Consider the following 23,998-nt stretch of genomic DNA (forward strand, 5'->3'; position numbering starts at 1 on the left):
CGTCCACTCTAGCGGCGGAACGGCTCCAGGAAGGTCGTCAGCTCGTCGACGTACAGCGCCGGCTGCTCGAACGGCGCGAAGTGTCCCCCGCGCGGCATCATCCGGTACGACACCAGGTTCGTCGTCCGCTCGAGCCACGCCCGCGGCGGCTCCACCAGGTCGCCGGGGAACAGCGAGAAACCGGAGGGCGCCTCGACCCGTCGGGCCGACTGCTCCGGCGGGATGGCGGCGTTCGCGCGGTACATCCGCATCGCGGAACCGATCGTGCCGGTGGCCCAGTACTCGGTCAGCAGCGCGAGCACCTCGTCCTGCGTGTACACGGACCACAGGTCGCCGTCGCAGTCACTCCACGACCGGAGCTTCTCGACGATCCACGCGGCGAGTCCGGCGGGTGAGTCGTTCAGGCCGACCGCGACGGTCTGCGGCTTCGTGCGGTGCATCATCGCGTAGGCACCCTCGGCGTCGCGCCACCGGGCGGTCGCGGCGACGAACCCGCGTTCCTCCGGCGACAACGTGTCGAGGTCGATGCCAGGCCAGGCGAGCCCGCCGTCGATGCGGTGCACGGCGACGACCCGGTCGGCGTGGTCGAGCGCGAGGTAGCGGGCGACGTGCGTGCCGATGTCCCCGCCGGCGACCGCGAAGCGCTCGTAGCCCAGCTCGGTCATCAGCTCGGCCCACATGCCGGCGACCGCGCGGGCGTCGATGGGCTGCGGCGGGGCGTCGGAGAACCCGTACCCGGGCATGTCCGGCACGATCACGTCGAACCCGGCTTCGACGAGCATCGGCAGGACCTTGCGGTACCGCCACCCGGAGTCCGGCCAGCCGTGGGCGAGCAGGAGCGGCAGCGCATCGGGCGTGCCCGCTCGGGCGTGCAGCACGTGGATCCCGGTGCCGTCGATCGTCAGCCGTCGGCTGGGCAGTGCGGCGAGCGCCGCCCGGTGCGCGTCGAAGTCGAAGCCGTCGGCCCAGTACTCGATGAGCGACCGGAGCTCGTCGACGTCCGCCCCGAGCGACCATCCGGTGCCGGCGGGTGCGTCCGGCCAGCGCGAGGCCCGCAGTCGTGCGCGGAGGTCCTCGATGGTCGCGTCGTCGATCTGCGGTGTCTCGCCCATGCCCGCGACGCTACTCAGCGGGACCGACACGTGGACGGCGGTCACCGCACCCGAGCCCGCGTCAGCAGCAGTCGCAGGCGTCGGCCGCGCGCTCGCCGGTCAGGGCGGCGACCGGCTGCTTGCACGCGTCGCCGCGCCAGGCCTCGAGTCCCTCGCGCACCGCGAACACGACGACCACCAGGCCAGCCACCGGATCAGCCCACGACCACCCGAACAGTGTGTTCAGGAGCAGCCCGACCAGCACCGCGGCGGACAGGTAGCTGCACACCAGGGTCTGCTTGGAGTCCGCGATCGCCGACGCCGAACCGAGTTCCTTGCCGGTCCGCCGTTCGACCAGGCTGAGGAACGGCATCACGGCCAGGCTGACCGCCGCCAGCACGATACCGACGGTGCTGTGCTCCGGCTCGCGCACCCCGGTCAGGGTCAGCACCGCGTCGACGCTGACGTACAGCGCCAGTGCGAAGAACGACACCGCGATGACCTTGAGCGCGACGCGCTCCCGCGCCTCGGGGTCCGGCCCGGCGAACTGCCACGCGACCGCCGCGGCGGACAGGACCTCGACGACGGAGTCGAGTCCGAAGCCGATCAGGGCGGTCGACGATGCCACCGAACCGGCGGCGATCGCGATGACCGCCTCGATGACGTTGTACGTGATCGTCGCGGCGACGATCCACCGGATCCGCCGCTGCAGCACACGTCGGCGATCGGGAACCGCCCGGACGGTCGCGTCGGTCACGCGCCGGGTCCGCAGCAGAGCGGGACGTCGCAGTCCTCATCGGTGCACGCCTCACCGTCGTCGACGGCGAGCACGACCTCGAGGAGCGAGCGGATCGCAGCCCCGAGGTGCGGGTCGGCGATCTCGTAGCGGGTGGAGCGCCCCTCGGGCACCGCGACGACGATGCCGCATCCGCGCAGGCAGGCGAGGTGGTTCGAGACGTTCGAACGGGTGAGCCCCAGGTCGGTCGCGAGCCGGCCCGGGTAGACCGGCGCTTCGAGCATCTCGAGCAGGATCCGGGAGCGCGTCCGGTCCGCCATCGCCCGGCCGAGCCGGTGCATGACGTCGAGCCGCGGAACCATGGTCAGCATGCGCTGACCATACAGCACACGCTGACGTATCGAGTGCCCCACCCCGGCAGGCAGACCCGGGATACGGCAGGCTGGGACCGTCTGCCACCTGCCAGGCGCCACACACACCACAGAGGAACCACATGACGGATCAGACGACCGCGAACGCGTGGCAACGCTTCTGGGCACGCGGCGGGTGGTGGCGTTCGGTCCTGCTCGCCGCCGTCTACCTGCTCGTGTACCTCGGCATCAGTCAGCTGATCGGCCTGTTCGTGCGGCCGTTCATCGACCTCGACGACCTGTACGGCGACCCCATGAGCGTGCTCTTGGCCTCGATCCTGCCGATCGGCCTGATGGGCCTGCTCCTGCTGCTGTTCGCGCGCTCGCTCGGGTGGCTGCCGCACCTGTTCCGCCGCCGTACGGCAAGCGCCCCGCGGTGGATGTGGATCGCGGTCGTCATCACCGTCGTCCCGCCGGTGATGAAGCTCGCCGGCACCGACTGGTCCCGCTTCACCCCCACGCTCGTCCTCGCGATCCTGTTCTTCGGCCTCTGCGTCGGGTTCGCCGAAGAACTCCTCACCCGTGGTCTCACGGTCGAGCTGCTCGAACACCACGGGTACAGCGAGCGTGCGGTCTACGTGCTGTCGTCGGTCGTCTTCGGATTGATCCACCTGCAGAACCTGCTCGGCGGCGGCAACCCACTGCTCGTGTTCGCGACGGTCGGCTACGCGATGGGCTTCGGCGCGATGATGTTCCTCGCGCTCCGGGTGAGCCGGTGGCTGATCGTCCCGATGCTCCTGCACGCCCTCACCGACCCCACCACCCTGATGGCGGCGGGCGGCATCAACGATGCGCACGCCGTCGTGACCGGCGGATCGCCCGCGCTGGTCACCTTCGCGTCGCTGTTCAACTTCGTCTACATCGCCTTCGGGATCGTTGCGGTCTTCCTCCTGCCGGGCCGCAAGCGCGCGCTCTGAACGCACCCACCTGACGGCCTGGAGGCCCGTGGCGGCCCCGCCACGTGCCTCCAGGCCGTCATCGAGTGAGCACAAGACGACGGGTCGCCACCCGCGACCCGTCGCCTTCTGCTCACTCGGCGCCGCGCACGACCCGCGCGGGGCGCGCCCCCTTCTCGTCGGCGCGAGCTTCGCGTCAGCGCGGTTCCCTCGTGTCGGCGGTCGCGCGGCGTTCGCGGCGATTCCGGAGCGTCTCGCGGAGGACACTGATCGCGATCGCGACGGACAACGCGATCAGCACGATCTCGATGACCCCGGTGGTGGCCGGGGGTTCGGCACCCTCGTGGTTCCGCCCGGCGGTCTGCAGGAACAGCGCAGCGTCGTTGAGCCCGTGCAGGAGCATCGGCACCCACAGCCGCCCGGTTGCGCGGCGCGCGGCGTAGTACAGGGCGCCGTCCATGCTGATGAACGCCACCTGGAACAGGATCAAGCCGAGCGGCAGGCCCGCGATCAGGTACCCCACGACGTGCGCGAGGCCGAACATGACCGAGGAGACGATGAGGACGACGAACTCGGAGTGGTGCGCGCGGAGCGCGGTGACGAGGATCCCGCGGAAGTACAGTTCCTCGCCGACGCCGACACCGAGGGCCCCGATCAGGACGACGACGATGATCCCGGCAGAGGCCTCGGACCACGGCACGAGGCTGAACAGGATCACTGTGGAGACGAGAGACAGCAACGGTGCGGCGAGCCACCACCAGCGCCGAGGACGCCCGACCGCAACGGGACGCTCGTGCCAGATGTCCTTCCACCAGCCGGAGCGACGGGCGAAGTACAGCCCGACGATGATCATGATGCCGACCGGGATCCAGGTACCGGCGAGCCAGTCGGCGATCGGGTGGTTCTCCCCGTCAACCGCGGCGCTGAGCAGGTTCCCCAACCCCGCGGCCATCACCACGTAGACCGCGCAGGCGACGAGCGCGATCCAGAACAGCCGCGGGACCTCGCGGCGTCGACCGATGTCGGTGGTCACGCCGCTGCCCCGGCCGACTGCGCCTCGGGGGCCCGACCGCTGACACGACCCTTGATGAAGAAGAGCACCAGGAGCGCGAGCACGGGGTAGACGAAGTTGAAGATCCCGGCGAAGCCGATCAGGCCAGCATCGCCAGCGGTCGCCGCGGTGGTGTCGATGCCGCCCGTGGCGAGGATCGTGGTGGGGTCGGTCGCGGCGTGCAGGAGCATCGCGGGGACGATGCTGCCGGTGACCCGCATCGACAGGAAGAACATCATGCCGATGCCGAAGGTGTAGACGACGGTCACAGCGACCGTCGGCAACGCCGCCCCGCCGATCGCGTTCGACGCGTGCATCAGCCCGAACAGCAGCGACGACAACAGCGCGACCGTCCGCTCGGTGTGGTGCCCACGTCGGAGGAGGTTCACGGCGACGCCACGGGCGATGAGCTCCTCGGCGAACCCGATGCACAGGCCGAGGAACAGCACCGCGAAGACCACGGAGACCGAGTACGACGACCAGTTCGTCGCGATGAGCCGGATCACGATCGGCACGAGCAGCAGGACCACGGCGATCCACATCCACCCGCGCCCCGGCAGCGGCTGCCGCCCGAAGACCTCGCGCCCCCACCCGAGGGTACGGACGAAGACCACGGTCAACAGCCCCATCACGATGATCGGCAAGGCGACGCCCACGATGGCGCCACGGGGTGTGGCGAACAGCTCGTCAGCGGTGATGCCACGGGCGAGCGTGTGGGCGTTCAGCCAGCCGAGCCCCTCGTAGACGGCGAGGTAGAGGACGACGGCCAGCACGGCGCGCCACCAGCCGCCGCGGTTCCAGAACCGCTGCCATCCGTTGGTCTCGATCGCACTGTGGTGGGCAGGGGCAGTGTCCATGACGGGGTCCGTTCGTCCTGAGTGAGCGGGCGGAGCGCTACGACTGAGCTGCCCTCACCTGAGCGTAGCGACAGGGGGGGACGACGGACGAGGGCACACGGCTCGCTACGCGGCCACGAGGTACTCGTCCCACTCCGCCTGCGGACGCTCGATGCCGCGCACGACCCACGACGAACCGTGCGGGATCTTCGGACGGAAACGCAGCCGCCACCCCATCTCCTGCGGGGTGCGGTCACCCTTCTCGTTGTTGCAGGCCAGGCAGCAGGCCACGAGGTTCTCCCACGAGTCCTGCCCGCCGCGCGACTTCGGCTGCACGTGGTCGATCGTCGTCGCGTGCCGGTCGCAGTACGCGCACCGGTTGGCGTCACGGCGCAGGACTCCGCGGCGCGACACCGGCACGAGTCTCGAGTGCGGGATGCGCACGTACCGGGTGAGGATGATGACGGACGGCCGATCGAAGCTCGAGGTCGCCCCGGTCACCGGGTGTTCGAGGTCGGCTGCGACGACGGAGGCCTTCTGGTTCATGACCAGCACGAGGGCTCGTCGGAACGAGATCACCGCGAGGGGCTCGTAACCGGCGTTGAGGACGAGAGTGCGCATTGGTTCCCTTCCGACGTGCCTGGACGGCTTCCAGGCGCTGCGGGTGCGTCGGACCGGGGTCCTTCGCAGGTGACCGTCGCTCGCGCACACGTCCCCTGAACCACGAAGAGCACCACCCGGATGGGCAGTGCTCTGGTCATGCAGGGGCGTGCTCGTGCACGCAGGCGGTGGTCGACCGTATGTCGATGCGCGCGCGCCGACCCATGGTGCGGGTCGTGCGGAACAACGACATGGGGTCTCCCTGCTCGGGGCCTTGCGGACCGGTGCAGCGCCAGGCTACGTCAGAAACCGGCCCGGCACGAGGGTGCACGGGCCGGTTTCGGCGATGTTCACGGGTTCGATGCCCCGCGGTCGGGTCTGATGCCTCAGATGCCGAAGCGGACGATGTGGTAGTCGCTGGTCCAGATCGGACGGATCGACACGGAGCCACCGGGCTTCGGGGCGTCCATGATCATGCCGTTGCCCATGTAGAAGCCGTCGTGCGCCTCGTTGTTGAAGATGACGACGTCGCCGGGCTGCGCCTCGGACTCGGGGATCGTGGTGCCGGCCTGGTCCTGCAGCGGCACCGAGTGCGCGAGGTTGATGCCGTACTGGGCGTAGACGAACATGACGTAGCCCGAGCAGTCGAAGCCGGACGGGTCGGCACCACCGAAGACGTACGGGGTGCCGATGTACTGCTTGGCGGTGGCGACCACGGCCGGCAGCGAGAACGGGGTGTCCGCGGCGCTGGAGCTCGCCACGTAGTCGGCGGCGGACGGGCCGGTGTACGAGGCGTACTGCTCGGCGGTCTGGGCACGCGCCGCCTGCGTGGCGGATGCTGCCTGCTCGGCCTGCTCAGCGGCTGCCTCGGTCGCTTCGGCCTGGTCGGCTGCAGCCTGCTTGGCCGCTGCGCGTGCGTCGAGCGTCGCGGTCGACGTGGCACCGTAGCCGTCGCGGCTCGTGCCGGCCAGCGCGACGGCGTCGGACACCGAGAACTCCTGGCTCTCCGTCGCACGGACCTGGCGCTGCGCGTTCGCCGCCTCGGTGCCGGTGGAGGTCTGCGCGGCGAAGGCAGGCGCGACCGCCACGGTGCCGAACATGCCGGCGGCCACCGTCAGGACGATGGGGGCGAGGAACTTGCGCTTGCGCGACGACGAGCTCGCCTTGGCAGCGGTCGCGGTGGCCGCGGCCTGTGCGGCACGACGGCCACCGGGGAGCGGGGCGGAGCGGACCGGGACGACCTTGCGGGTCGGGCGCGCGTCGGCCTGGCGGACGGACCGCCGGGTGAGCGGTGCGTCGGTGGCGTTCTCGGTGTTCGTCGGGTTGGCGGGCGTCTGGTCGTCCGCGGCGGAACCGGTCTGCGTCAAGGGTGTGGTCTCCGGCGTCTCGTCATCACGCTGCCGTGGGTGTCCGGCGACGTGCAACCCCATCCGTTCGTCATCGTTTCCGATCGAGGCAGGAGACGGGTTCGAGACGTCCTGCCACGGGTCTCCGGCTCAGGCGCAGCGCGGGGACTCGACGAGTGTACGGGGCCGTCGTTACCTTGTCGAGATGAAACGGGCCGTTTGTAACGAAACGGTAAAGAAGCCCTGGTCAGGGCACTGAAATCAGTCCCGCTCGATGTAGACGTGCTGCGCGACCTCGACGGGGAGCTCGATGCCCGAGTCCTCACCCTCGACGCGGACGGCGACGTAGGCCCCGGCGCGCTGCACGCTCGCCAGACGACCGGGCATGACCCCGGCCGTGCGGAGCTGGTGCAGGAGCTCGGGCTCGAACTGCACGGGCTCGCCCAGACGACGGATCACACCGGTCGCGACGGCGTCGGTCCCCTCGGTCGCGGCGACGATGTTCTGCACGCCGTCGAGGAACCCGGCGGCTGCGGGGCCGCCGATCTCGGCCAGGCCGGGGATCGGGTTGCCGTAGGGCGACTCGGTCGGGTTGCCGAGCATCTCGAGCAGGCGGACCTCGACCTGCTCGCTCATGACGTGTTCCCACCGGCAGGCCTCGTCGTGGACGAACGCCCAGTCGAGTCCGATGACGTCGGCCAGCAGGCGCTCCGCCAGACGGTGCTTGCGCATGACGTGGGTGGCTCGGGAGCGCCCTTCGTCGGTGAGCTCGAGGTGGCGGTCTCCGGAGACGACGACCAGGCCGTCGCGCTCCATGCGGGCGATGGTCTGCGAGACCGTCGGGCCCGAGTGACCGAGGCGCTCCGAGATGCGAGCGCGCAGCGGAACGATCGCCTCCTCCTCCAAGTCGAGGATGGTGCGAAGGTACATCTCCGTGGTGTCGACGAGATCGGTCACGGTCCGCCTCTCATGTCTGGGCCCAGCGGCCACCACCCTACTTGTTCGGACCGACGAACTCCGACCGACACTTGCACGGGGCAAGAACAGGGCCGTGGCCGCAGCGCTCCAGCCCTCCCCGTCCGGCCGGTACAGGCGCACCAGCACTGGGATCGCGCTCGGTAGGATCGGTGCATGGCAGACATCGTCATCCCCGCCGAACTCCTCCCCACCGACGGCCGCTTCGGCTGCGGACCGTCCAAGATCCGCGGCGCGCAGCTCGAGTCCCTCGTGACGCGCGGGGCCACGATCCTCGGCACGTCCCACCGCCAGAAGCCCGTGAAGGACCTGGTCGGCAGCGTCCGCTCCGGGCTCGCCGACCTGTTCCAGGTCCCCGAGGGCTACGAGGTCGTCCTCGGCAACGGCGGCTCGACCGCGTTCTGGGACGCCGCCGCGTTCGGCCTCATCGAGCGTCGCGCAGAGAACCTGTCCTTCGGCGAGTTCGGGTCGAAGTTCGCCAAGGCCGCCGGCGCCCCGTGGCTCGAGGCACCGCACGTCGTCGAGGCCCCCGGCGGATCGCTCGCCGCGCTCGAGCCCGTCGACGGCGTCGACGTCTACGCCTACCCGCACAACGAGACCTCGACCGGTGTCATGGCCCCGGTCGTCCGCGCCGCCGGTGACGCCGGAGCACTGACCGTCGTCGACGCCACGAGCGCCGCCGGTGGTGCCGCGTTCGACGTGGACGCCACCGACGTCTACTACTTCGCCCCGCAGAAGAACTTCGCCTCCGACGGCGGCCTGTGGCTCGCGCTGTTCTCCCCCGCCGCGATCGAGCGCGTCGAGCGCATCGCAGCGAGCGGTCGGTACATCCCCGAGTTCTTGTCGCTCAAGAACGCCGTCGACAACTCGCGCCTGAACCAGACGCTGAACACCCCGGCGATCTCGACGCTGCTGCTGCTCGACGACCAGGTCCGGTGGATCAACGAGTCGGGCGGCCTGGCCTGGGCGGACACCCGCACGAAGACCTCGTCGTCGACGCTGTACGACTGGGCCGAGTCGGTCGACTACGCGACGCCGTTCGTGACCGACCCCGCAGCCCGCTCGCAGGTCGTCGCCACGATCGACCTCGACGACTCGATCGACGCCAAGGCCGTCGCCGCGACCCTGCGCGCGAACGGCATCGTCGACACCGAGCCGTACCGGAAGCTCGGGCGCAACCAGCTGCGCGTCGCGACGTTCACCGCGATCGACCCGGACGACGTCGCGAAGCTCGTGCAGGCGATCGACTTCACGGTCGGCGCCCTGCGCTGACCCGTCCGTCGCGCGGGCCAGCGCCGGCGACGAACACCACGGAAACGACGAAGCACCACGGGATCCCGTGGTGCTTCGTCGTTGTTCGGGTGCGTGTCAGGAGCGGTGGAAGTCCGGGTCGACCTCACCGGCATCGAGCTGGGCGCCGTCGAGGTCGGCGTCCGGGTCGACGGGCTGCACGCGCTGCGCGCGACGACGGCGAGGGGGCTGCGGGGCGTCGTCGACGTCCTCGTCAGCGGTGTCGGCGAGCGCGTCGACGTCCACACCATCGATGTCGTCGTCGTCCGGTTCGTCGAGGTCGTCCTCGTCCGCTTCGAACTCGGAGTCCTCGTCGTCCTCGTCGTCATCCGACTCGTCGTCGGCTTCGTCGTCGTCCGAGTCGTCGTAGTCGGCGTCCTCGTCGTCGTCCGAGTCGTCATCGAAGTCGTCGTCGTCCTCGTCGTCCGACTCGTCGTCGTCGCCCTCGTCGTCGGACTCGTGGTCCTGCGCCGCCCGGTACTCGGCCAGTCGCTCGGACCACGGCACCCACTCCGGTGCGACGAGCGAGCCGTCGCCGGGCATCAGCTCGACCTCGAGCACGGTGGGGTCCTCGTCGCCGACCTTCGCGACGCTGACGGTCCAGCGCCAGCCGGGGTAGCCCGGCATGCGGTTCGCGAACAGGACGGAGACGACGCCGTCGCCCTCATCCACGGTGCCGACGGGCGCGCCGATGCTCGACTCGGGGGTCACCTCGAGCAGCGCGGTCCGCGCCAGGTCAGTGAAGTCAACGGGTGCTGCGTCAACAGGTACTGCGTCGCTGTCTGTCATGGCGTCACGCCTCCAACTGGTCTGCGACGTGCCGCAGGATGGCGGCGAGTCGATCGCCGTTCTTCGGGTAGCGGCCGTGGCGGAGGTCTCCGCTGATCCGGTCGAGTTCCTTCACCAGGTCCTCGACGATCACGGCCATGTCGTCTGCGGAGCGACGGGTCATCCGGGACAACGACGGCTGCGGGTCGAGGAGCCGCACGGACAGTGCCTGCGACCCCTTCTTCCCCTGCACGACGCCGTACTCGAGCCGGGATCCCGCCTTCACGGTCACGACGCCCTCGGGCAGCGAGGACGCGTGCAGGAACACCTGGTCGCCGTCGTCTCCGGTGATGAAGCCGAAGCCCTTGTCGTCGTCGTAGAACTTGACCTTGCCGGTGGGCATGCGTGGACTCCTCGAGGTCGTGGTACGGCCGTGGTGCGTCGGATATCCTGGGTCGATGGCCAATCCGACCCGATCAACCGGGAACCCGCAGGATTCCGCAGAACCCCCGGTGACGTTCAATCGTACCGAACGCGCTCTGGCGTTCATGGTCGGTGGCATCTTCATCGCTGCGTTCCTCTGCATGGCGGCGATGATCGTCATGTGGTTGACGGTCCCGAGCGCGCAGGGCTCCATGCCGTGGCCGGTGATCATGGCGATCCCGCTCGTCGGCTTCCCGATCGGCATGGTCCTGGTCTTCACGCTCCTCGCCATCACCTGGACGCGCCGCGCACGAGCCAACCGGACGGCTCGCTGACGTCCGCCCCGGACGCTGGCACCGGACGATGACGACCACCGCCGACCTGGCCGCCCGACTCCGGGCGTTGCCGGACGACTCCCTCGAACGACTCGTCGCTGCGCGGAGCCTGCCCCCGGCCGCCCTCGGCGAGACCGGTCCGCAACGGATCACCGACTTCTTCGACCTGGCCGAGGCGCTCCGCACCGACGACGCGGTCGACGCCGCCGTCGAGCACCTGCCCCGCGCCACGATCCTGGCGCTCCGCGACGGCGGGGACGCCGACCGCCTCGGTCCGGCGATCACGCTCGGCCTGGCCGACGAGGACGGCGCCGTCGACGACGCGGTCGCCGCACGCGTGGCCGCCCACCCCGACCTCGTGGCACTGCGATCGACGGGAGGCCCGGATCGCCCCGACCGCGCCGCCCACGCCGACGACGTGGCCGGCCAGGACCGCGCGCGCACCACCGGCGCGGAGCAGGCGTTCTCGAGCATGACCGTGCTCGCCGAGCTGCTGCGTGCGGTGGACGCCGGCACCGTCCGCGAACTCGTCAAGGGCGGCATCGGGACGCCGCTCGCGAAGACCCTGGCCGAGCGCATCGGCACCGACGCCGACGTCGTGCCCGGCCGCCTCGCACTGCTCGACCGGGTCGGGTTCGCCGACCCGGGCTCCGGCCGGTGGACGGTCACCGACGCCGGACAGGACTGGCTCGTCGCCGACTGGCCGGACCGCTGGGCGACCCTCGTGTCGGCCTGGGCGGACACCCTCGGCCCCGCGGTGCACGAGGTCCTCGCACTCGCCGACGACGACCTGCGCGATCTCGTGGCACTCGGCCGCTGGGCGTACCCGGCGGGCTCCCGCTGGCTCGACGCCGTGCTGCTCGAGGCGGCCGGCACCGCCGCGTCGCTCGGACTCGCGGTCGACGGCATCGTCACGAGCACCGGCCGCGCGTTGCTGGACGGTGACGCCAGGCCTGCGGCGGACGACCTGCCCGGCACCGTCAGCCAGGTGTACATGCAGCACGACCTGACGGTGATCGCCCCCGGGCCCCTCGCCCCGGTCGACGACGCCGCCCTGCGCACGGTCGCCGTGCTCGAGGCACCCGGTCTGGCCGCCCGCTACCGCATCTCCGAGGACACCCTGCGCACGGCGTTCCGTGCCGGGCACTCCCGTGACGACGTCCTGGCGCTGCTCACCCGGTTGTCGTCGACCGGCGTCCCGCAGCCCCTCGCCTACCTGGTCGACCAGGTCGCCGGACGCGACGGCAGCATCGTCGTCGACCGCGGCGAGGGCGGGGTCGGCACCGTCGTCCGCGGCACCGCGGACCAGCTCGACCTGATCGGTGTGGACGCCGAACTCCGGCAGATGGCGTGGGAGCGCAGCGACCTGACGACGCTCACCACCCGCTACCCGGCGCACGTCGTGCACACCGCGCTCGAGGACCAGCGCTACCCGGCCGTGCTCGCGACCGGCGCCCGCCCCGAGACGCACCACGGGCCTCCCGGTCGGCGCAGCCCCACCGGACGCTCGCCGGAGCAGGCGGCGCACGCACTCGTGGAACGGCTCCGCCTGACCACCCAGCGTGGCGATGCGGAACCCGAGCAGGAGTGGCTCGGGCGGCAGATCGACCTGGCCGTGCGCGGTCGCACACCGATCCGGCTGACGGTGCGGATGCCGGACGGCTCCGAACGGCCGTTCTCGATCATCCCGACCTCGGTCGCCGCCGGACGCGTCCGAGGGCGCGACACCAGCGTCGACGTCGAGCGCACGCTGCCGCTGTCGCTCGTCGTGGCGGTCGAGAGCGACGCCTGAGGTGCACGGTCACCCGAACGCAGGTGACGACGGCTAGGCTGGCAGGTCATGAACGGACCGCTGATCGTGCAGAGCGACCGCACCGTGCTCCTCGAGGTCGCACACCCCGACGCCGAGGACGCACGCCACGAGCTCGCGGCCTTCGCCGAACTCGAACGCGCCCCCGAGCACGTGCACACCTACCGCATCACCCGCCTCGGCCTGTGGAACGCACGGGCCGCCGGACACGACGCCGAGGCGATGATCGCCACCCTCGAGCGCTTCGCGAAGTTCCCGGTCCCGCAGAGCGTCACCGTGGACATCCGCGACACGGTGTCCCGCTACGGCCGACTCGTCATCCGGCGTGAGGAACGCGAGGACGCCCCGGTCATCGCGAACTCCCCCGCCGAGGAACTCGAGCGCCTGCCCGTCCTGCTCCTGACCGCCGAGGACCCGTCCGTGCTGGCCGAGGTCATCCGGTCGAAGCGGATCAAGCCACTGCTCGGCGACATGCGGACCCCCTCCGAGGTCGAGCTGCAGCCGTGGGCACGCGGCCAGATCAAGCAGGAACTCGTGAAGCTCGGCTGGCCGGCCGAGGACCTGGCGGGCTACACCCCCGGGCAGCCGCATCCGATCGACCTCGACACGACCGAGTGGCACATGCGCCCGTACCAGGAGCAGGCCGTCGACACCTTCTTCGCGCAGGGGTCCGGTGTCGTCGTGCTGCCCTGTGGCGCCGGCAAGACCCTGGTCGGCGCCGGGGCGATGGCGACCGTCAAGGCGACCACGCTCATCCTCGTGACGAACACCGTGTCCGCACGGCAGTGGCGCAGCGAACTCCTGAAGCGCACGACCCTGAAGGCCGAGGACATCGGCGAGTACTCGGGCAGCGTCAAGGAGATCCGGCCGGTCACGATCGCGACCTACCAGATCCTGACCGCCCGTCGGAAGGGCGAGTACACGCACCTGTCCCTGCTCGACGCCCTCGACTGGGGCCTCATCGTCTACGACGAGGTCCACCTGCTGCCGGCCCCGGTGTTCAAGCTGACCGCCGACCTGCAGGCCCGCCGACGCCTGGGACTGACCGCGACGCTCGTGCGCGAGGACGGCCGCGAGGGCGACGTCTTCTCGCTCATCGGTCCGAAGCGCTACGACGCTCCGTGGAAGGAGATCGAGGCCCAGGGCTACATCTCCCCGGCCGAGTGCTACGAGGTGCGCATCGACCTGCCGCACCAGGAACGCCTGGAGTACGCGGCCTCGAGCGACGACGAACGGTACCGGCTCGCTGCCACCTCGCCCGCGAAGACCCCGGTCGTCCGCGAGCTCATCGAGAAGCACCGCGGCGAGCAGATCCTGGTGATCGGGCAGTACATCGACCAGCTCGACGCACTGGCGGCGTCGCTCGACGCGGCCGAGATCACGGGTGCGACCCCGGTCGACGAACGTGAGCGGCTGTACGACGCGTTCCGTGCCGGCGAGGTGGACGTGCTCGTCGTGTCGAAGGTCGCGAACTTCTCCATCGACCTGCCCGACGCCACCGTCGCGATCCAGGTCTCCGGGTCGTTCGGGTCACGACAAGAAGAGGCGCAGCGCCTCGGTCGACTGCTCCGTCCGAACAAGGACGGCCTGCCCGCGTCGTTCTACACGCTCGTGGCGCGGGACACCGTCGACCAGGACTTCGCGCAGAACCGGCAGCGGTTCCTCGCCGAGCAGGGGTACTCCTACACGATCCTGGATGCCGACCAGGTCCAGGCGCCCGTGGGCTGACGTACGCACCGCTCTCAGGAAACCATTAGGGAACGGTCAGAAGATAGGACCATGAGCGATGGCCCCAAGATCCTGATCGTCGACGACGAGCCGAACATCCGCGACCTCCTGACGACCTCGTTGCGCTTCGCCGGGTTCGCCGTCCGTGCCGTCGGCAACGGCGCACAGGCGATCTCGGCCGTGCTCGAGGAAGAACCCGACCTGATCATCCTCGACGTGATGCTCCCCGACATGAACGGCTTCGGCGTCACCAAGCGCCTGCGGTCGTCCGGGTACACCTCGCCGATCCTGTTCCTCACCGCGAAGGACGACACCGAGGACAAGATCACCGGCCTCACCGTCGGCGGCGACGACTACGTCACCAAGCCGTTCTCCCTCGACGAGATCGTCGCCCGCATCAAGGCCATCCTCCGTCGCACCATGAACGACGAGGAAGACGCGATCATCCGCGCTGGCGAGCTCACCATGGACCAGGACACGCACGAGGTCACGATCGGCGACGCGCAGATCGAGCTCTCCCCCACCGAGTTCAAGCTGCTCCGCTACCTGATGCTCAACCCGAACCGCGTGCTGTCGAAGGCGCAGATCCTCGACCACGTCTGGGAGTACGACTTCAACGGCGACGCCGGCATCGTGGAGAGCTACATCTCGTACCTGCGTCGCAAGCTCGACCAGTACTCGGCCGAGCCGATCATCCAGACCAAGCGCGGCTTCGGGTACATGCTCAAGGCGTCCAAGGCCTCGTAGCACCTCCGTTCTTCACGGCGGTCGTCCGGTTTCACCGGGCGGCCGCTGTCTATCGTTGGGGCAGCATGCACACGCGAATGAGCCGCTGGTGGGACGGGATCTCCCTGCGCACCAAGATCACCGGGATCACGGTGCTCCTGGTGGCGCTCGGCCTGCTCGTCGCCGGGCTCGGCACCATGACCGTCCTGTCGACGTACCTGATGGCGCAGCTCGACAACAACGTCAAGGGCACCACGGAGCAGCTCGAGGGCCAGAACATCAGCGACGGCGAGCAGTACTGCAAGCTGTCGGTCGTGCTGTCGCAGAGCGCCTACGTGGCCGCGTACGACGCCGACGGCGACCAGATCTGCCAGACGAAGGCATCGAGCCGCCCGGACATCCGCGAACTGGACTTCTCCGCAGCGGCGCAGAACGGTGCGCGCTTCTCGCTCTACGACAGCCAGCACAACCACGAGTGGCGTGCCCAGGTCATCCCGGCGTCACTGCAGAACCAGACGAGCGGCTCCACCGAGACCGGCTTCGTGCTCGTCGCGGTGTCGAGCGCCGACACGGACCAGACCATCGCCCGGTTCACCGTCATCTTCCTGGGCTTCGGCATCTCGGTGATCCTGCTCGGCGCCATGCTCACGCGGCTGCTCGTCACCGCCACGTTCGACCCGTTGCGCGACGTCGAGGACACCGCCGCACGCTTCGCCGCCGGTGACTTCAACCAGCGCCTCGAGGCCGACACCCCGAACACCGAGGTCGGGCGACTGAACCGCTCCCTGAACGTCATGCTCGAGCGCATCGACACCGCGTTCGAGGACCGCCAGCGCACCATCGACCAGATGCGCCGGTTCGTCGGCGACGCCTCGCACGAACTCCGCACCCCGCTGGTGTCCCTGCGCGGGTACGCCGAGCTGTACCGCATGGGTGCCCTCCGCAAGGAAGAAGACGTCGCCCAGGCGATGGAGCGCATCGAGAAAGAGGCGAAGCGGATGGGCCTGCTCGTGCAGGACCTGCTCCAGCTCGCCCGCATCGACGAGTCCAAGCCGCTCGAGCTCGGCCCGGTCGACCTCGTCGCGATCGCCCGTGACTCGGCGCTCGACACCATGGCGTCCAACCCCGACCGCGAGATCCAGGTCCTGGTCGAGGACGCCATGACGGGCGAGAGCGTCCCCCAGGCAGTGCGGCCGCCCGCGTCGTCGTCGTCGCTCTCGTCGGGGTCGTCGGACTCGTCGGGCTCCTTGTCCGACACGGGCGAGGTCCCCCCGGCATCGCCCACGTCGGCGAACACCACGGGGCCCATCGCGTTCTCGCGGCAGACGATCGCGCGGCTGCGTGCTCGGAGGACCCGGGCGATGGACATCGAGGCCGGTACCGCCCCCACCGACGAGACGACGCCACTGCCGACGGTCGTCATGCCCCAGCGTCCCCCGATCGTGCTGGCGGAGGAGAACAAGATCCGCCAGATCGTCACGAACCTGATGGGCAACGCCATGCGGTTCACCGAGCACGACGACCCGATCGAGATCGGCGTCGGGGTGGACGACGACCGCGGCATGGCCCACATCGACGTCATCGACCACGGTGAGGGGATCCCGGCGCAGCTGCGCGACAAGATCTTCCAGCGGTTCTGGCGTGCCGACACCTCGCGTGCGCGGGACACCGGTGGTTCGGGCCTCGGGCTCGCGATCGTGTCGGGCATCGTCGCGGCACACCACGGCTCGGTCGAGGTCTTCGACACCGAGGGCGGCGGCGCGACCTTCCGCGTCTGGCTGCCGCTGCTGCCGCGCGACTACGCCGCCTGACGCGGGCGCGCGGCGCGCGGGCGTCCGCGCGCCCGTCCGTCTCGCCCGAGGTTCCAAAATCTCGGCATCTCGCGCCACATCGCGCTCGGGTTCGGAACCTCGGCGTCCAGCACACGGCGAGTCGTGGAACCTCGACGGGACAGGGCGACCGGGTAGCCACCCCGTCCGGAGCCGCATCACAACGATCAGCGAGGGCGTCCCTCGACCAGAGCCGCGCGATGCCCTCGCCCGGACCGGGGCATCGCCCACGAGACGCCGGCCCCGGCCACGGTCGGACGCAGCTGCGGAGAACGGCGCTGCACGGGCCTCCAGTCCGAACCCGACCGCCTCGGTGAGGTTCCGCGACATGCCGCACGTTGATCGCCGAGGTTCCAGACCTCGACGAACGGGGCGCCGAGATGCCGAGATTTCGGAACCTCGGGGGACGAGATCCGCGCCAGGCGCCACGCCCCACGCGCCCCGCACGCGGAAGGGCCCCGCACGCGCAGCGTGCGGGGCCCTTCGAACAGGACTGCTTAGAAGTCCATGCCACCAGTCGGGTCGCCGGCCGGAGCAGCCGCGGCGCGCTCGGGCTTGTCGGCGACGACGACCTCGGTCGTCAGGAACAGACCAGCGATCGACGCAGCGTTCTGCAGCGCCGAACGCGTGACCTTGGCCGGGTCGATGATGCCCGCGGCGATGAGGTCGACGTACTCGCCGGTCGCGGCGTTGAGGCCCCAACCTGCTTCGAGCTCGCGGACCTTGGCGGCCACGACACCCGGCTCGAGACCGGCGTTCAGCGCGATCTGCTTGAGCGGTGCGTCGATGGCGACGCGGACGATGTTCGCACCGGTCGCCTCGTCACCCTCGAGGGTGAGTGCGTCGAGCGCGACCTTGCCGGCCTGGATGAGGGCGACGCCACCACCGGCGACGATGCCCTCTTCGACGGCAGCCTTCGCGTTGCGGACGGCGTCCTCGATGCGGTGCTTGCGCTCCTTGAGCTCGACCTCGGTCGCGGCACCCGCCTTGATGACGGCGACGCCACCGGCGAGCTTCGCGAGGCGCTCCTGGAGCTTCTCGCGGTCGTAGTCGGAGTCGGTCGCGTCGATCTCGGCGCGGATCTGACGGACACGGCCGGCGATCTGCTCGGCGTCGCCGGCACCCTCGACGATCGTGGTCTCGTCCTTGGTGATGACGACCTTGCGGGCACGACCGAGCAGGTCGAGCGTCGCGTTCTCGAGCTTGAGGCCGACCTCTTCGGAGATGACCTGGCCACCGGTCAGGATCGCGATGTCCTGCAGCATGGCCTTGCGGCGGTCACCGAAGCCCGGGGCCTTGACGGCGACGGACTTGAAGATGCCGCGGATCTTGTTCACGACGAGCGTGGCCAGGGCCTCGCCGTCGACGTCCTCGGCGATGATCAGGAGCTGCTTGCCCGCCTGGATCACCTTGTCGACGACCGGCAGGAGGTCCTTGATGTTCGAGATCTTCGAGTTGACGATCAGGATGTAAGCGTCCTCGAAGACGGCTTCCTGACGCTCGGGGTCGGTGACGAAGTACTGCGACAGGTAGCCCTTGTCGAAGCGCATGCCCTCGGTCAGCTCGAGCTCGGTGCCGAAGGTGTTCGACTCCTCGACGGTGACGACACCTTCCTTGCCGACCTTGTCGATGGCCTCGGCGATGAGCGCGCCGATGGTCGGGTCTGCAGCCGAGATCGACGCGGTCGCGGCGATCTGGTCCTTGGTCTCGATGTCCTTCGCGTTGGCGAGGAGCTGGTCGGAGACGGCGGAGACGGCCTTCTCGATGCCGCGCTTGAGCGACACGGGGTCGGCGCCGGCTGCGACGTTGCGCAGGCCCTCGCGGACGAGTGCCTGGGCGAGGACGGTCGCGGTGGTCGTACCGTCACCGGCGACGTCGTCGGTCTTCTTGGCGACCTCCTTGACGAGCTCCGCACCGATCTTCTCGTACGGGTCGTCGAGCTCGATCTCCTTGGCGATGGAGACACCGTCGTTCGTGATCGTGGGGGCGCCCCACTTCTTCTCGAGGACGACGTTGCGGCCGCGCGGGCCGAGCGTCACCTTCACGGCGTCGGCCAGCTGGTTCAGGCCGCGCTCGAGGCCACGGCGGGCCTCCTCGTCGAAAGCAATGATCTTAGCCATGTGAGTTCTCGTCCCTCCCGGACGTCGTGGGGTCGTGCTGGCACTCAACGTGAGCGAGTGCCAACGCCGATTCTGGCACTCGACCGGTGCGAGTGCAACACGATCGGGAGGCTCGTCACGTCTTCCCAGGACACGCCCCGCCAACAGCGCACCCCGACCACCGCCGCGGACCGCCCGCCACGCACGTCATGCAGCGCGGGTCACGCACGACGAACGCGCCGCCCCTGACGGGACGGCGCGTTCGCGATGAGTGTCGTGCGTTCAGGCCGGTCGGACTGCCTCCGCCTGCGGGCCCTTCGACCCGGTGCCGACGTCGAACACCACTGCCTGGCCCTCCTCGAGGACCTTGTAACCCGACATGTCGATGGCCGAGTAGTGCACGAACACGTCCTGGCCTCCTCCATCGACGGTGATGAAGCCGAAGCCCTTTTCAGCGTTGAACCACTTCACGGTTCCGTTGGCCATGATCTCTTGCTCCCTGGTACTGCTGTGCGAACGACGTGTTCGTCGTCTGCAAGGGACTCTGCTCGAAGCGCGCCGATCAGGCAAGAGGTGTGACGTTGTTTCACGTCGATTCCGTCAGAAATCAACGTGCCCGAAACACGACCGTCACAAATGCGGGTGGGGAGCGCCCGCGGAATGCGGATCAGCCGGTGTAGTCGGCCCCGAGCACGACGCTCACGTCGGCGTTCGGGAACGCTGCCGACTGCTGCACGGCGGCGACCCCGAGCTGCTTCGCGATGCCCTGCGCGACCGCCGCCTGTGCGGCCTGCTGGTAGTACACGACGGTCGAGGTCGACCCGGTCGTGCCGGCGTCCCCGGTCGAGGCGACCTGCCAGCCGGCACCGGTCAGCGTGGCGCTGGCGCGGGCGGCGAGACCGGTGGTCGTCGTGCCGTTCAGGACGACGACGGTGGTCGTGCCCTGCTGTGCCGGCGTCGCGGCAGCGGCTCCGGAGTCGGCACCCGACCCGGCCGACGACGATGCCGAGGGCTTCGAGGTGGCGGACGCGGACGGCTTCGACGTGGCCGACGAGCTCGTCGACGCCGAGGGCGAGTCCGAGCCGCTGAACGAGTAGCTGCCGTTCAGGAGCGCGAGGACGAGCACGCCGATGCCGACGAGCACACCGGTGGCGAGTGCCGCCCAGGCGAACGCGATCCAGCCACGGCCGCGGCGCTGGGCACCGCGGTGTGCGCCGACCCGAGGGCCGTCGGCGACGTCGTCGAACCGGTCACGGGGGAATCTGGTGCTCATCGTTCCTCTTCACGTCCTTCGGGAGCAGCACCGGGCGCGACGAAGCTGCGCGTCGCCCGGGCGCTGGTGCGCGCGTGCCGGAGCCGCTGCAGCCTGGTGACGAGCTGCGGGTCGTACGCGAGTGCCGCGGGCGAGTCGATCACGCGGTTCAGCACCTGGTAGTAGCGCGCCGCCGACATCTCGAACTCGACCCGGATCTCCGCTTCCTTCGTGCGGTCGTGCCGTGCCCGGTCGTGCTCGAACGACAGCACACGCTGCGCGAGCTCACTGAGCTGGTCAGCGCGGTGCTGGTCAGCGCGGTGCTCGTCAGCACGGTGCTCGTCGGTGGAGCTGGTCACGGCGGTTCCGATCACGGTCGGGTAACGGGTCTCGCACATCGTAGGGGCGGAGAGCATCCGGACCCTGGCACGGCGCTGGACTGTCGCGAACACCGGTCACAGGTTCAGGTCGCGGAACCAGCGCACACGCGTGCCGAACGGGTCCGAGACGGCGACCGCGGTGCCGTCGATCGAGGCCGTGGCGAAGGCGTCCGGATCCGCCGCGTCGACGTCGTCGGGCAGCGTCGCCGCCACACCGCGCAGGATCCCGGTGCGTTCGAGCGCGATCCAGTGCACGCCGCGTTCGCGGACGCGGTCCACGAACCGCTGGCGCTCGGCACCCGGCACGTAGACCAGGGTGCCGGTGGTCAGCACGACCGGCTCCACGTCGTCCGGCAGGGCGTCCAGTGCGCGGTCGAGGTCGCCGGGCAGCGTGCCCCGGATCCGCACGGGAGGCACGGCGAGCGTCGCGCGCGCCGCCTCGCGCATCAGGGCGGTCCGGTCCAGGGCCTCTGGTGGGACCGCTTCGACCAGACGGTCGAACGCGCCGTCCGCCCACAGGTCGATCGGGTTCGGGTCGAGCAGCACCCGCGCACCGACGCGGATCGGCGCGCGGGCCGGAGCCGGCACCGTCCCCGAGGCCGCGACGACGAGCCGGATCGACGGATCGTCCGCTGCCGTGTGCAGCCGCACGAGTCCGTCGCGCTCCGCGACGCGGTGGTCGAGCGTGACCCGGTCCGGGATCGAGCAGAGCCCGGCGGCACCCCCTGCGTCCACCAACCCGAGCGGCCGCGAGGCCCGCTCGGCGAGCGCCGCGAACAGCGGGACGACGGGACCGAGCCGCCGCGGGTCGTTGGCCTGCACCGTGGCGGAGGCGAGGGCCGTGACCAGGGCGGGGCGGGCCTCCCGACCGATCGCGCGCAGCGCACCGGGGTCCGACGGATCCGCGCCGAGCCGCCGCGCGACCGCGAAGAAGAGTTCCGGCTGCCGCTGCTGCTCGGCGACCTCGTCGAGGAGCGCGACCAACACGGGGTCGAGCGACCGCGCCCAGGCGGCGTAGGACGGGGACACGGCCCCGATGCGGTCGGCGTAGGCGGCGTAGCGGCCGAGGGTGTCCATCAGCGCCCCGGGCGGTGCATGCCGACGTGCCGGATGCCGGCTTCGTCGTAGGGGGTCCCGAACCGGACGAAGCCGTGGCGTTCGTAGAGCGCAGCGACGTACTCCTGGGCGTGCAGGACGACGGGTTCGTGCCCGTGGGCCGCGAGCACGGCGGCGACGAGCCGGCCAGCGATGCCCTGCCCGCGGTGGTCGGGGTGCGTCGCGACCCGGCCGATCACCCAGGACGGCGGCGGTGCGTCCGCCGGGTGTTCCTCGTCGGCAGCCGGTCGGATCAGGCGCAGGTACCCAACCGCTTCGGTGTCCGTACCGAACCACCAGTGCTCGGTCTCGGGCTCGCGGTCACGGCCGTCGAAGTCCTCGGCCGTCACCCGTTGTTCGAGTGCGAAGACGCGGTTCCGGAGCACCACGATGCCGTACAGTTCGTCCGTCGTCAGACGGGTCCAGCGGGCGTGGTGCACGGAATGCTCGGACATCGTCGCGAGTTTACTGAAGTGGTCGGGAGTGCCCGGAAGAACCCGACCGGAAGCAGGAGGAAACAATGGCATACAACGTCGACAAGTCCGACGCCCAGTGGCGCGAGGATCTCTCCCCGGACCAGTACGCCGTCCTGCGTCAGGCGGGGACCGAACGGCCGTGGACCGGTGAACTCCTCGACGAGGAGCGTGCCGGCGTCTACACCTGTGCGGCCTGCGGCGCGGAGCTGTTCAAGAGCGGCACGAAGTTCGACTCCGGCTGCGGCTGGCCGTCGTTCTACGAGTCGGTGAACCCCGACGCCGTGCAGCTGATCGACGACAAGTCGCTGGGCATGGTGCGCACCGAGGTCCGTTGCGCGAACTGCGGTTCGCACCTGGGCCACGTGTTCCCCGACGGCTTCGGCACCCCCACCGGCGACCGGTACTGCATGAACTCGATCTCGCTGAACTTCGCGGAGAAGCCGGCCGAGTGAGACCCCGACGCCCTCACCGGTAAGATGAGCGGCGTCAGCCGGCATGGCGCAATTGGTAGCGCACCGTACTTGTAATACGGGGGTTGCGGGTTCAAGTCCCGCTGCCGGCCCCACAACCGCCGTCAGGCGAAGCGATGCCCCGGGTGATCACTCACCCGGGGCATCGGCGCGTGTGGAACACGGATCAGGGAGTGTTCCGGGCGCTGGACGCGGTAACCAGCCGGTCGTGCGACGAGGATGACACCTCACCGAACCGTGCGTCCACACCCGGACCCCACATCAGCGCGAATCCGCACGAACGTGCACGGATCTTCAGCGCCCGCCGGTGATCTTGCGCCCCCGCTGGGCGACGCCCGCGGTGCCGTACGGGTAGTCGTCGATGCGCGGGGCGCTGGCGTCGGTGAGCTGCGCGAGCTCCGCGTCGGTCAGCACGAGGTCGGCCGCACCGAGGTTGTCCTCGAGCTGGGACACGGTCCGGGCGCCGAGGATCACGCTCGTCACCGCCGGCCGGGCGAGCAGCCAGGCGAGGGCGACCTGCGACCGCGAGGCGCCGTGCGCGTCGGCGACGGCGGACACCGCGTCGAGGACGGCCCAGGTGCGCTCGTCACCGTTCCGCGCTTCCCAGGCCTCCATGCCGCGTGCCGGGTTCTCGCCGAGGCGGGTGGAGCCGGTGGGCGCTTCGTCGCGCTGGTACTTGCCGGACAGCCAGCCGCCGGCCAGGGGCGACCAGGGCAGCAGGCCGATCCCGGCGTCGAGGCTGGCGGGGACGATCTCGTGCTCGATGTCGCGGACGAGCAGGTTGTACTGCGGCTGCAGGGTGACCGGCGGGGCCCACCCGTGCGCCTTCGCCTCGTACACGGCCTTCGTGATCTGGTACCCGAGGTAGTTGGAGAACCCGTACGAGCCGATCTTGCCGGCGGAGACCGCGTCGTCGAGGAACCGGAGCGTCTCCTCGATCGGCGTCAGGGCGTCCCAGGCGTGCATCTGGTACAGGTCGATGTGGTCGACGCCGAGGCGCTCGAGCGAGGCGTCGAGCGCGACCCGGAGGTGCCGGCGCGACAGGCCGACGTCGTTCGGGCCGTCACCCTGCGGGAAGCGGCCCTTGGTGGCGAGGACGACCTGCTGCGCCTCGGTGGGGTGCGCCGCGAGCCAGCGACCGATGATCCGCTCGGACTCGTTGCCCGAGTAGACGTCGGCCGTGTCGATCAGGGTGCCGCCGGCCGCGACGAACGTGTCGATGATGGTGTGGGAGGTGGGTTCGTCGGCTTCGCTGCCGAACGTCATGGTGCCGAGGGTCAGCGTCGACACCGATGTCCCGCTGTTGCCGAGGAGTCTGTAGTCCATGGCGGGGACGGTACGCGCGGTGTCCGGCGACAGCGAGGACCTACGAGTAC

General features: G+C 70.2%; 25 protein-coding genes and 1 tRNA gene. 9 read left to right on the top strand and 17 right to left on the bottom strand.

The window, feature by feature from the left end; translation table 11 throughout:
• Nucleotides 1-8: 8 nt before the first annotated feature.
• From HQQ88_RS04970 to HQQ88_RS04980, 3 genes are all read right to left on the bottom strand, one after another.
• Complete coding sequence (locus tag HQQ88_RS04970; protein WP_173168835.1) at nucleotides 9-1,112, bottom strand: epoxide hydrolase; 1,104 nt, start codon at nucleotides 1,110-1,112, stop codon at nucleotides 9-11.
• 61 nt (nucleotides 1,113-1,173) lie between these two features.
• The gene (locus tag HQQ88_RS04975; protein ID WP_173168836.1) at nucleotides 1,174-1,848 is read right to left on the bottom strand and encodes a cation transporter; all 675 of its coding nucleotides are present in this window, start codon (nucleotides 1,846-1,848) and stop codon (nucleotides 1,174-1,176) included.
• Nucleotides 1,845-2,198, bottom strand: a complete 354-nt coding sequence (locus HQQ88_RS04980) for a metalloregulator ArsR/SmtB family transcription factor (RefSeq protein WP_173168837.1) — start codon at nucleotides 2,196-2,198, stop codon at nucleotides 1,845-1,847. Before HQQ88_RS04980 ends, HQQ88_RS04975 begins: the two co-directional genes overlap by 4 nt.
• 122 nt (nucleotides 2,199-2,320) lie before the next feature.
• On the opposite strand from HQQ88_RS04980, the gene HQQ88_RS04985 reads away from it, so the two are divergent.
• Nucleotides 2,321-3,154 (top strand): CPBP family intramembrane glutamic endopeptidase, encoded by an 834-nt coding sequence (locus HQQ88_RS04985; RefSeq protein WP_173168838.1) that lies wholly within the window; start codon nucleotides 2,321-2,323, stop codon nucleotides 3,152-3,154.
• 175 nt (nucleotides 3,155-3,329) lie between these two features.
• Here the strand turns inward: HQQ88_RS04985 and HQQ88_RS04990 are convergent, their stop codons facing one another.
• From HQQ88_RS04990 to HQQ88_RS05010, 5 genes are all read right to left on the bottom strand, one after another.
• On the bottom strand, nucleotides 3,330-4,166 hold the full coding sequence (locus tag HQQ88_RS04990; protein ID WP_173168839.1) for a type II CAAX endopeptidase family protein: 837 nt from the start codon (nucleotides 4,164-4,166) through the stop codon (nucleotides 3,330-3,332).
• Entirely contained in the window at nucleotides 4,163-5,041 is an 879-nt protein-coding gene (locus HQQ88_RS04995) for a CPBP family intramembrane glutamic endopeptidase (protein ID WP_131921906.1), read from the bottom strand. Before HQQ88_RS04995 ends, HQQ88_RS04990 begins: the two co-directional genes overlap by 4 nt.
• A 105-nt stretch (nucleotides 5,042-5,146) precedes the next feature.
• Nucleotides 5,147-5,641, bottom strand: a complete 495-nt coding sequence (locus HQQ88_RS05000; protein ID WP_173168840.1) for an HNH endonuclease — start codon at nucleotides 5,639-5,641, stop codon at nucleotides 5,147-5,149.
• Nucleotides 5,642-6,006: 365 nt separating this feature from the next.
• Nucleotides 6,007-7,050 carry a C40 family peptidase gene (locus tag HQQ88_RS19815; protein ID WP_123293317.1) on the bottom strand — a complete coding sequence of 348 codons (1,044 nt, stop codon included), beginning with the start codon at nucleotides 7,048-7,050 and terminating at the stop codon, nucleotides 6,007-6,009.
• A gap of 177 nt (nucleotides 7,051-7,227) precedes the next feature.
• Entirely contained in the window at nucleotides 7,228-7,923 is a 696-nt protein-coding gene (locus HQQ88_RS05010; RefSeq protein WP_111085212.1) for a metal-dependent transcriptional regulator, read from the bottom strand.
• A gap of 174 nt (nucleotides 7,924-8,097) precedes the next feature.
• Here HQQ88_RS05010 and serC point away from each other — a divergent pair, with 174 nt between their 5' ends.
• A complete protein-coding gene (serC, locus tag HQQ88_RS05015; RefSeq protein ID WP_173168841.1) occupies nucleotides 8,098-9,213 on the top strand; it encodes a phosphoserine transaminase in 1,116 nt (371 codons plus the stop codon).
• Nucleotides 9,214-9,309: 96 nt separating this feature from the next.
• Here the strand turns inward: serC and HQQ88_RS05020 are convergent, their stop codons facing one another.
• Together HQQ88_RS05020 and HQQ88_RS05025 are read right to left on the bottom strand one after the other, a co-directional pair.
• Nucleotides 9,310-10,020 carry a DUF3027 domain-containing protein gene (locus HQQ88_RS05020; RefSeq protein WP_173168842.1) on the bottom strand — a complete coding sequence of 237 codons (711 nt, stop codon included), beginning with the start codon at nucleotides 10,018-10,020 and terminating at the stop codon, nucleotides 9,310-9,312.
• Nucleotides 10,021-10,024: 4 nt separating this feature from the next.
• The gene (locus HQQ88_RS05025) at nucleotides 10,025-10,402 is read right to left on the bottom strand and encodes a cold-shock protein (RefSeq protein ID WP_131846066.1); all 378 of its coding nucleotides are present in this window, start codon (nucleotides 10,400-10,402) and stop codon (nucleotides 10,025-10,027) included.
• Between the two features lie 109 nt (nucleotides 10,403-10,511).
• Between HQQ88_RS05025 and HQQ88_RS05030 the strand changes: the two genes are divergently transcribed.
• From HQQ88_RS05030 to HQQ88_RS05050, 5 genes are all read left to right on the top strand, one after another.
• Entirely contained in the window at nucleotides 10,512-10,757 is a 246-nt protein-coding gene (locus HQQ88_RS05030) for a hypothetical protein (RefSeq protein ID WP_123340886.1), read from the top strand.
• A gap of 28 nt (nucleotides 10,758-10,785) precedes the next feature.
• On the top strand, nucleotides 10,786-12,549 hold the full coding sequence (locus HQQ88_RS05035; protein ID WP_173168843.1) for a helicase-associated domain-containing protein: 1,764 nt from the start codon (nucleotides 10,786-10,788) through the stop codon (nucleotides 12,547-12,549).
• Nucleotides 12,550-12,597: 48 nt separating this feature from the next.
• Nucleotides 12,598-14,295 carry a DNA repair helicase XPB gene (locus tag HQQ88_RS05040; protein ID WP_173168844.1) on the top strand — a complete coding sequence of 566 codons (1,698 nt, stop codon included), beginning with the start codon at nucleotides 12,598-12,600 and terminating at the stop codon, nucleotides 14,293-14,295.
• 51 nt (nucleotides 14,296-14,346) lie between these two features.
• Nucleotides 14,347-15,042 (top strand): response regulator transcription factor, encoded by a 696-nt coding sequence (locus HQQ88_RS05045; RefSeq protein ID WP_017888045.1) that lies wholly within the window; start codon nucleotides 14,347-14,349, stop codon nucleotides 15,040-15,042.
• A 65-nt stretch (nucleotides 15,043-15,107) separates the two neighbouring features.
• A complete protein-coding gene (locus HQQ88_RS05050; RefSeq protein ID WP_131846063.1) occupies nucleotides 15,108-16,832 on the top strand; it encodes a cell wall metabolism sensor histidine kinase WalK in 1,725 nt (574 codons plus the stop codon).
• A 515-nt stretch (nucleotides 16,833-17,347) separates the two neighbouring features.
• Here the strand turns inward: HQQ88_RS05050 and groL are convergent.
• The 6 genes from groL to HQQ88_RS05080 all read right to left on the bottom strand — a co-directional run bounded on the left by groL (nucleotide 17,348) and on the right by HQQ88_RS05080 (nucleotide 22,131).
• Nucleotides 17,348-18,970 carry a chaperonin GroEL gene (gene groL, locus HQQ88_RS05055; RefSeq protein ID WP_111085221.1) on the bottom strand — a complete coding sequence of 541 codons (1,623 nt, stop codon included), beginning with the start codon at nucleotides 18,968-18,970 and terminating at the stop codon, nucleotides 17,348-17,350.
• A 261-nt stretch (nucleotides 18,971-19,231) separates the two neighbouring features.
• Nucleotides 19,232-19,435 carry a cold-shock protein gene (locus HQQ88_RS05060; RefSeq protein WP_111085222.1) on the bottom strand — a complete coding sequence of 68 codons (204 nt, stop codon included), beginning with the start codon at nucleotides 19,433-19,435 and terminating at the stop codon, nucleotides 19,232-19,234.
• Between the two features lie 181 nt (nucleotides 19,436-19,616).
• Nucleotides 19,617-20,222: a LytR C-terminal domain-containing protein gene (locus HQQ88_RS05065; protein ID WP_123293309.1), complete on the bottom strand. Its 606-nt coding sequence runs from the start codon at nucleotides 20,220-20,222 to the stop codon at nucleotides 19,617-19,619.
• On the bottom strand, nucleotides 20,219-20,560 hold the full coding sequence (locus HQQ88_RS05070; RefSeq protein ID WP_243692318.1) for a DUF3263 domain-containing protein: 342 nt from the start codon (nucleotides 20,558-20,560) through the stop codon (nucleotides 20,219-20,221). The genes HQQ88_RS05065 and HQQ88_RS05070 overlap by 4 nt, the downstream gene beginning before the upstream one ends.
• A 96-nt stretch (nucleotides 20,561-20,656) precedes the next feature.
• Nucleotides 20,657-21,658, bottom strand: coding sequence for a DUF2332 family protein (locus HQQ88_RS05075; RefSeq protein ID WP_173168845.1), 1,002 nt, complete (start codon nucleotides 21,656-21,658; stop codon nucleotides 20,657-20,659).
• Nucleotides 21,658-22,131, bottom strand: coding sequence for a GNAT family N-acetyltransferase (locus HQQ88_RS05080; RefSeq protein WP_165901127.1), 474 nt, complete (start codon nucleotides 22,129-22,131; stop codon nucleotides 21,658-21,660). The genes HQQ88_RS05075 and HQQ88_RS05080 overlap by 1 nt, the downstream gene beginning before the upstream one ends.
• 65 nt (nucleotides 22,132-22,196) lie before the next feature.
• Here HQQ88_RS05080 and msrB point away from each other — a divergent pair, with 65 nt between their 5' ends.
• Nucleotides 22,197-22,604: a peptide-methionine (R)-S-oxide reductase MsrB gene (msrB, locus tag HQQ88_RS05085; protein WP_123340893.1), complete on the top strand. Its 408-nt coding sequence runs from the start codon at nucleotides 22,197-22,199 to the stop codon at nucleotides 22,602-22,604.
• 37 nt (nucleotides 22,605-22,641) lie between these two features.
• A tRNA-Thr gene (locus HQQ88_RS05090) sits at nucleotides 22,642-22,717 on the top strand.
• 199 nt (nucleotides 22,718-22,916) lie between these two features.
• On the opposite strand, the gene HQQ88_RS05095 is transcribed toward HQQ88_RS05090, so the two are convergent.
• The gene (locus tag HQQ88_RS05095) at nucleotides 22,917-23,948 is read right to left on the bottom strand and encodes an aldo/keto reductase (RefSeq protein WP_173168846.1); all 1,032 of its coding nucleotides are present in this window, start codon (nucleotides 23,946-23,948) and stop codon (nucleotides 22,917-22,919) included.
• Nucleotides 23,949-23,998: the final 50 nt, after the last annotated feature.

The sequence above is a fragment of the Curtobacterium sp. VKM Ac-2861 genome (assembly GCF_013204965.1).
Classification (GTDB): domain Bacteria; phylum Actinomycetota; class Actinomycetes; order Actinomycetales; family Microbacteriaceae; genus Curtobacterium.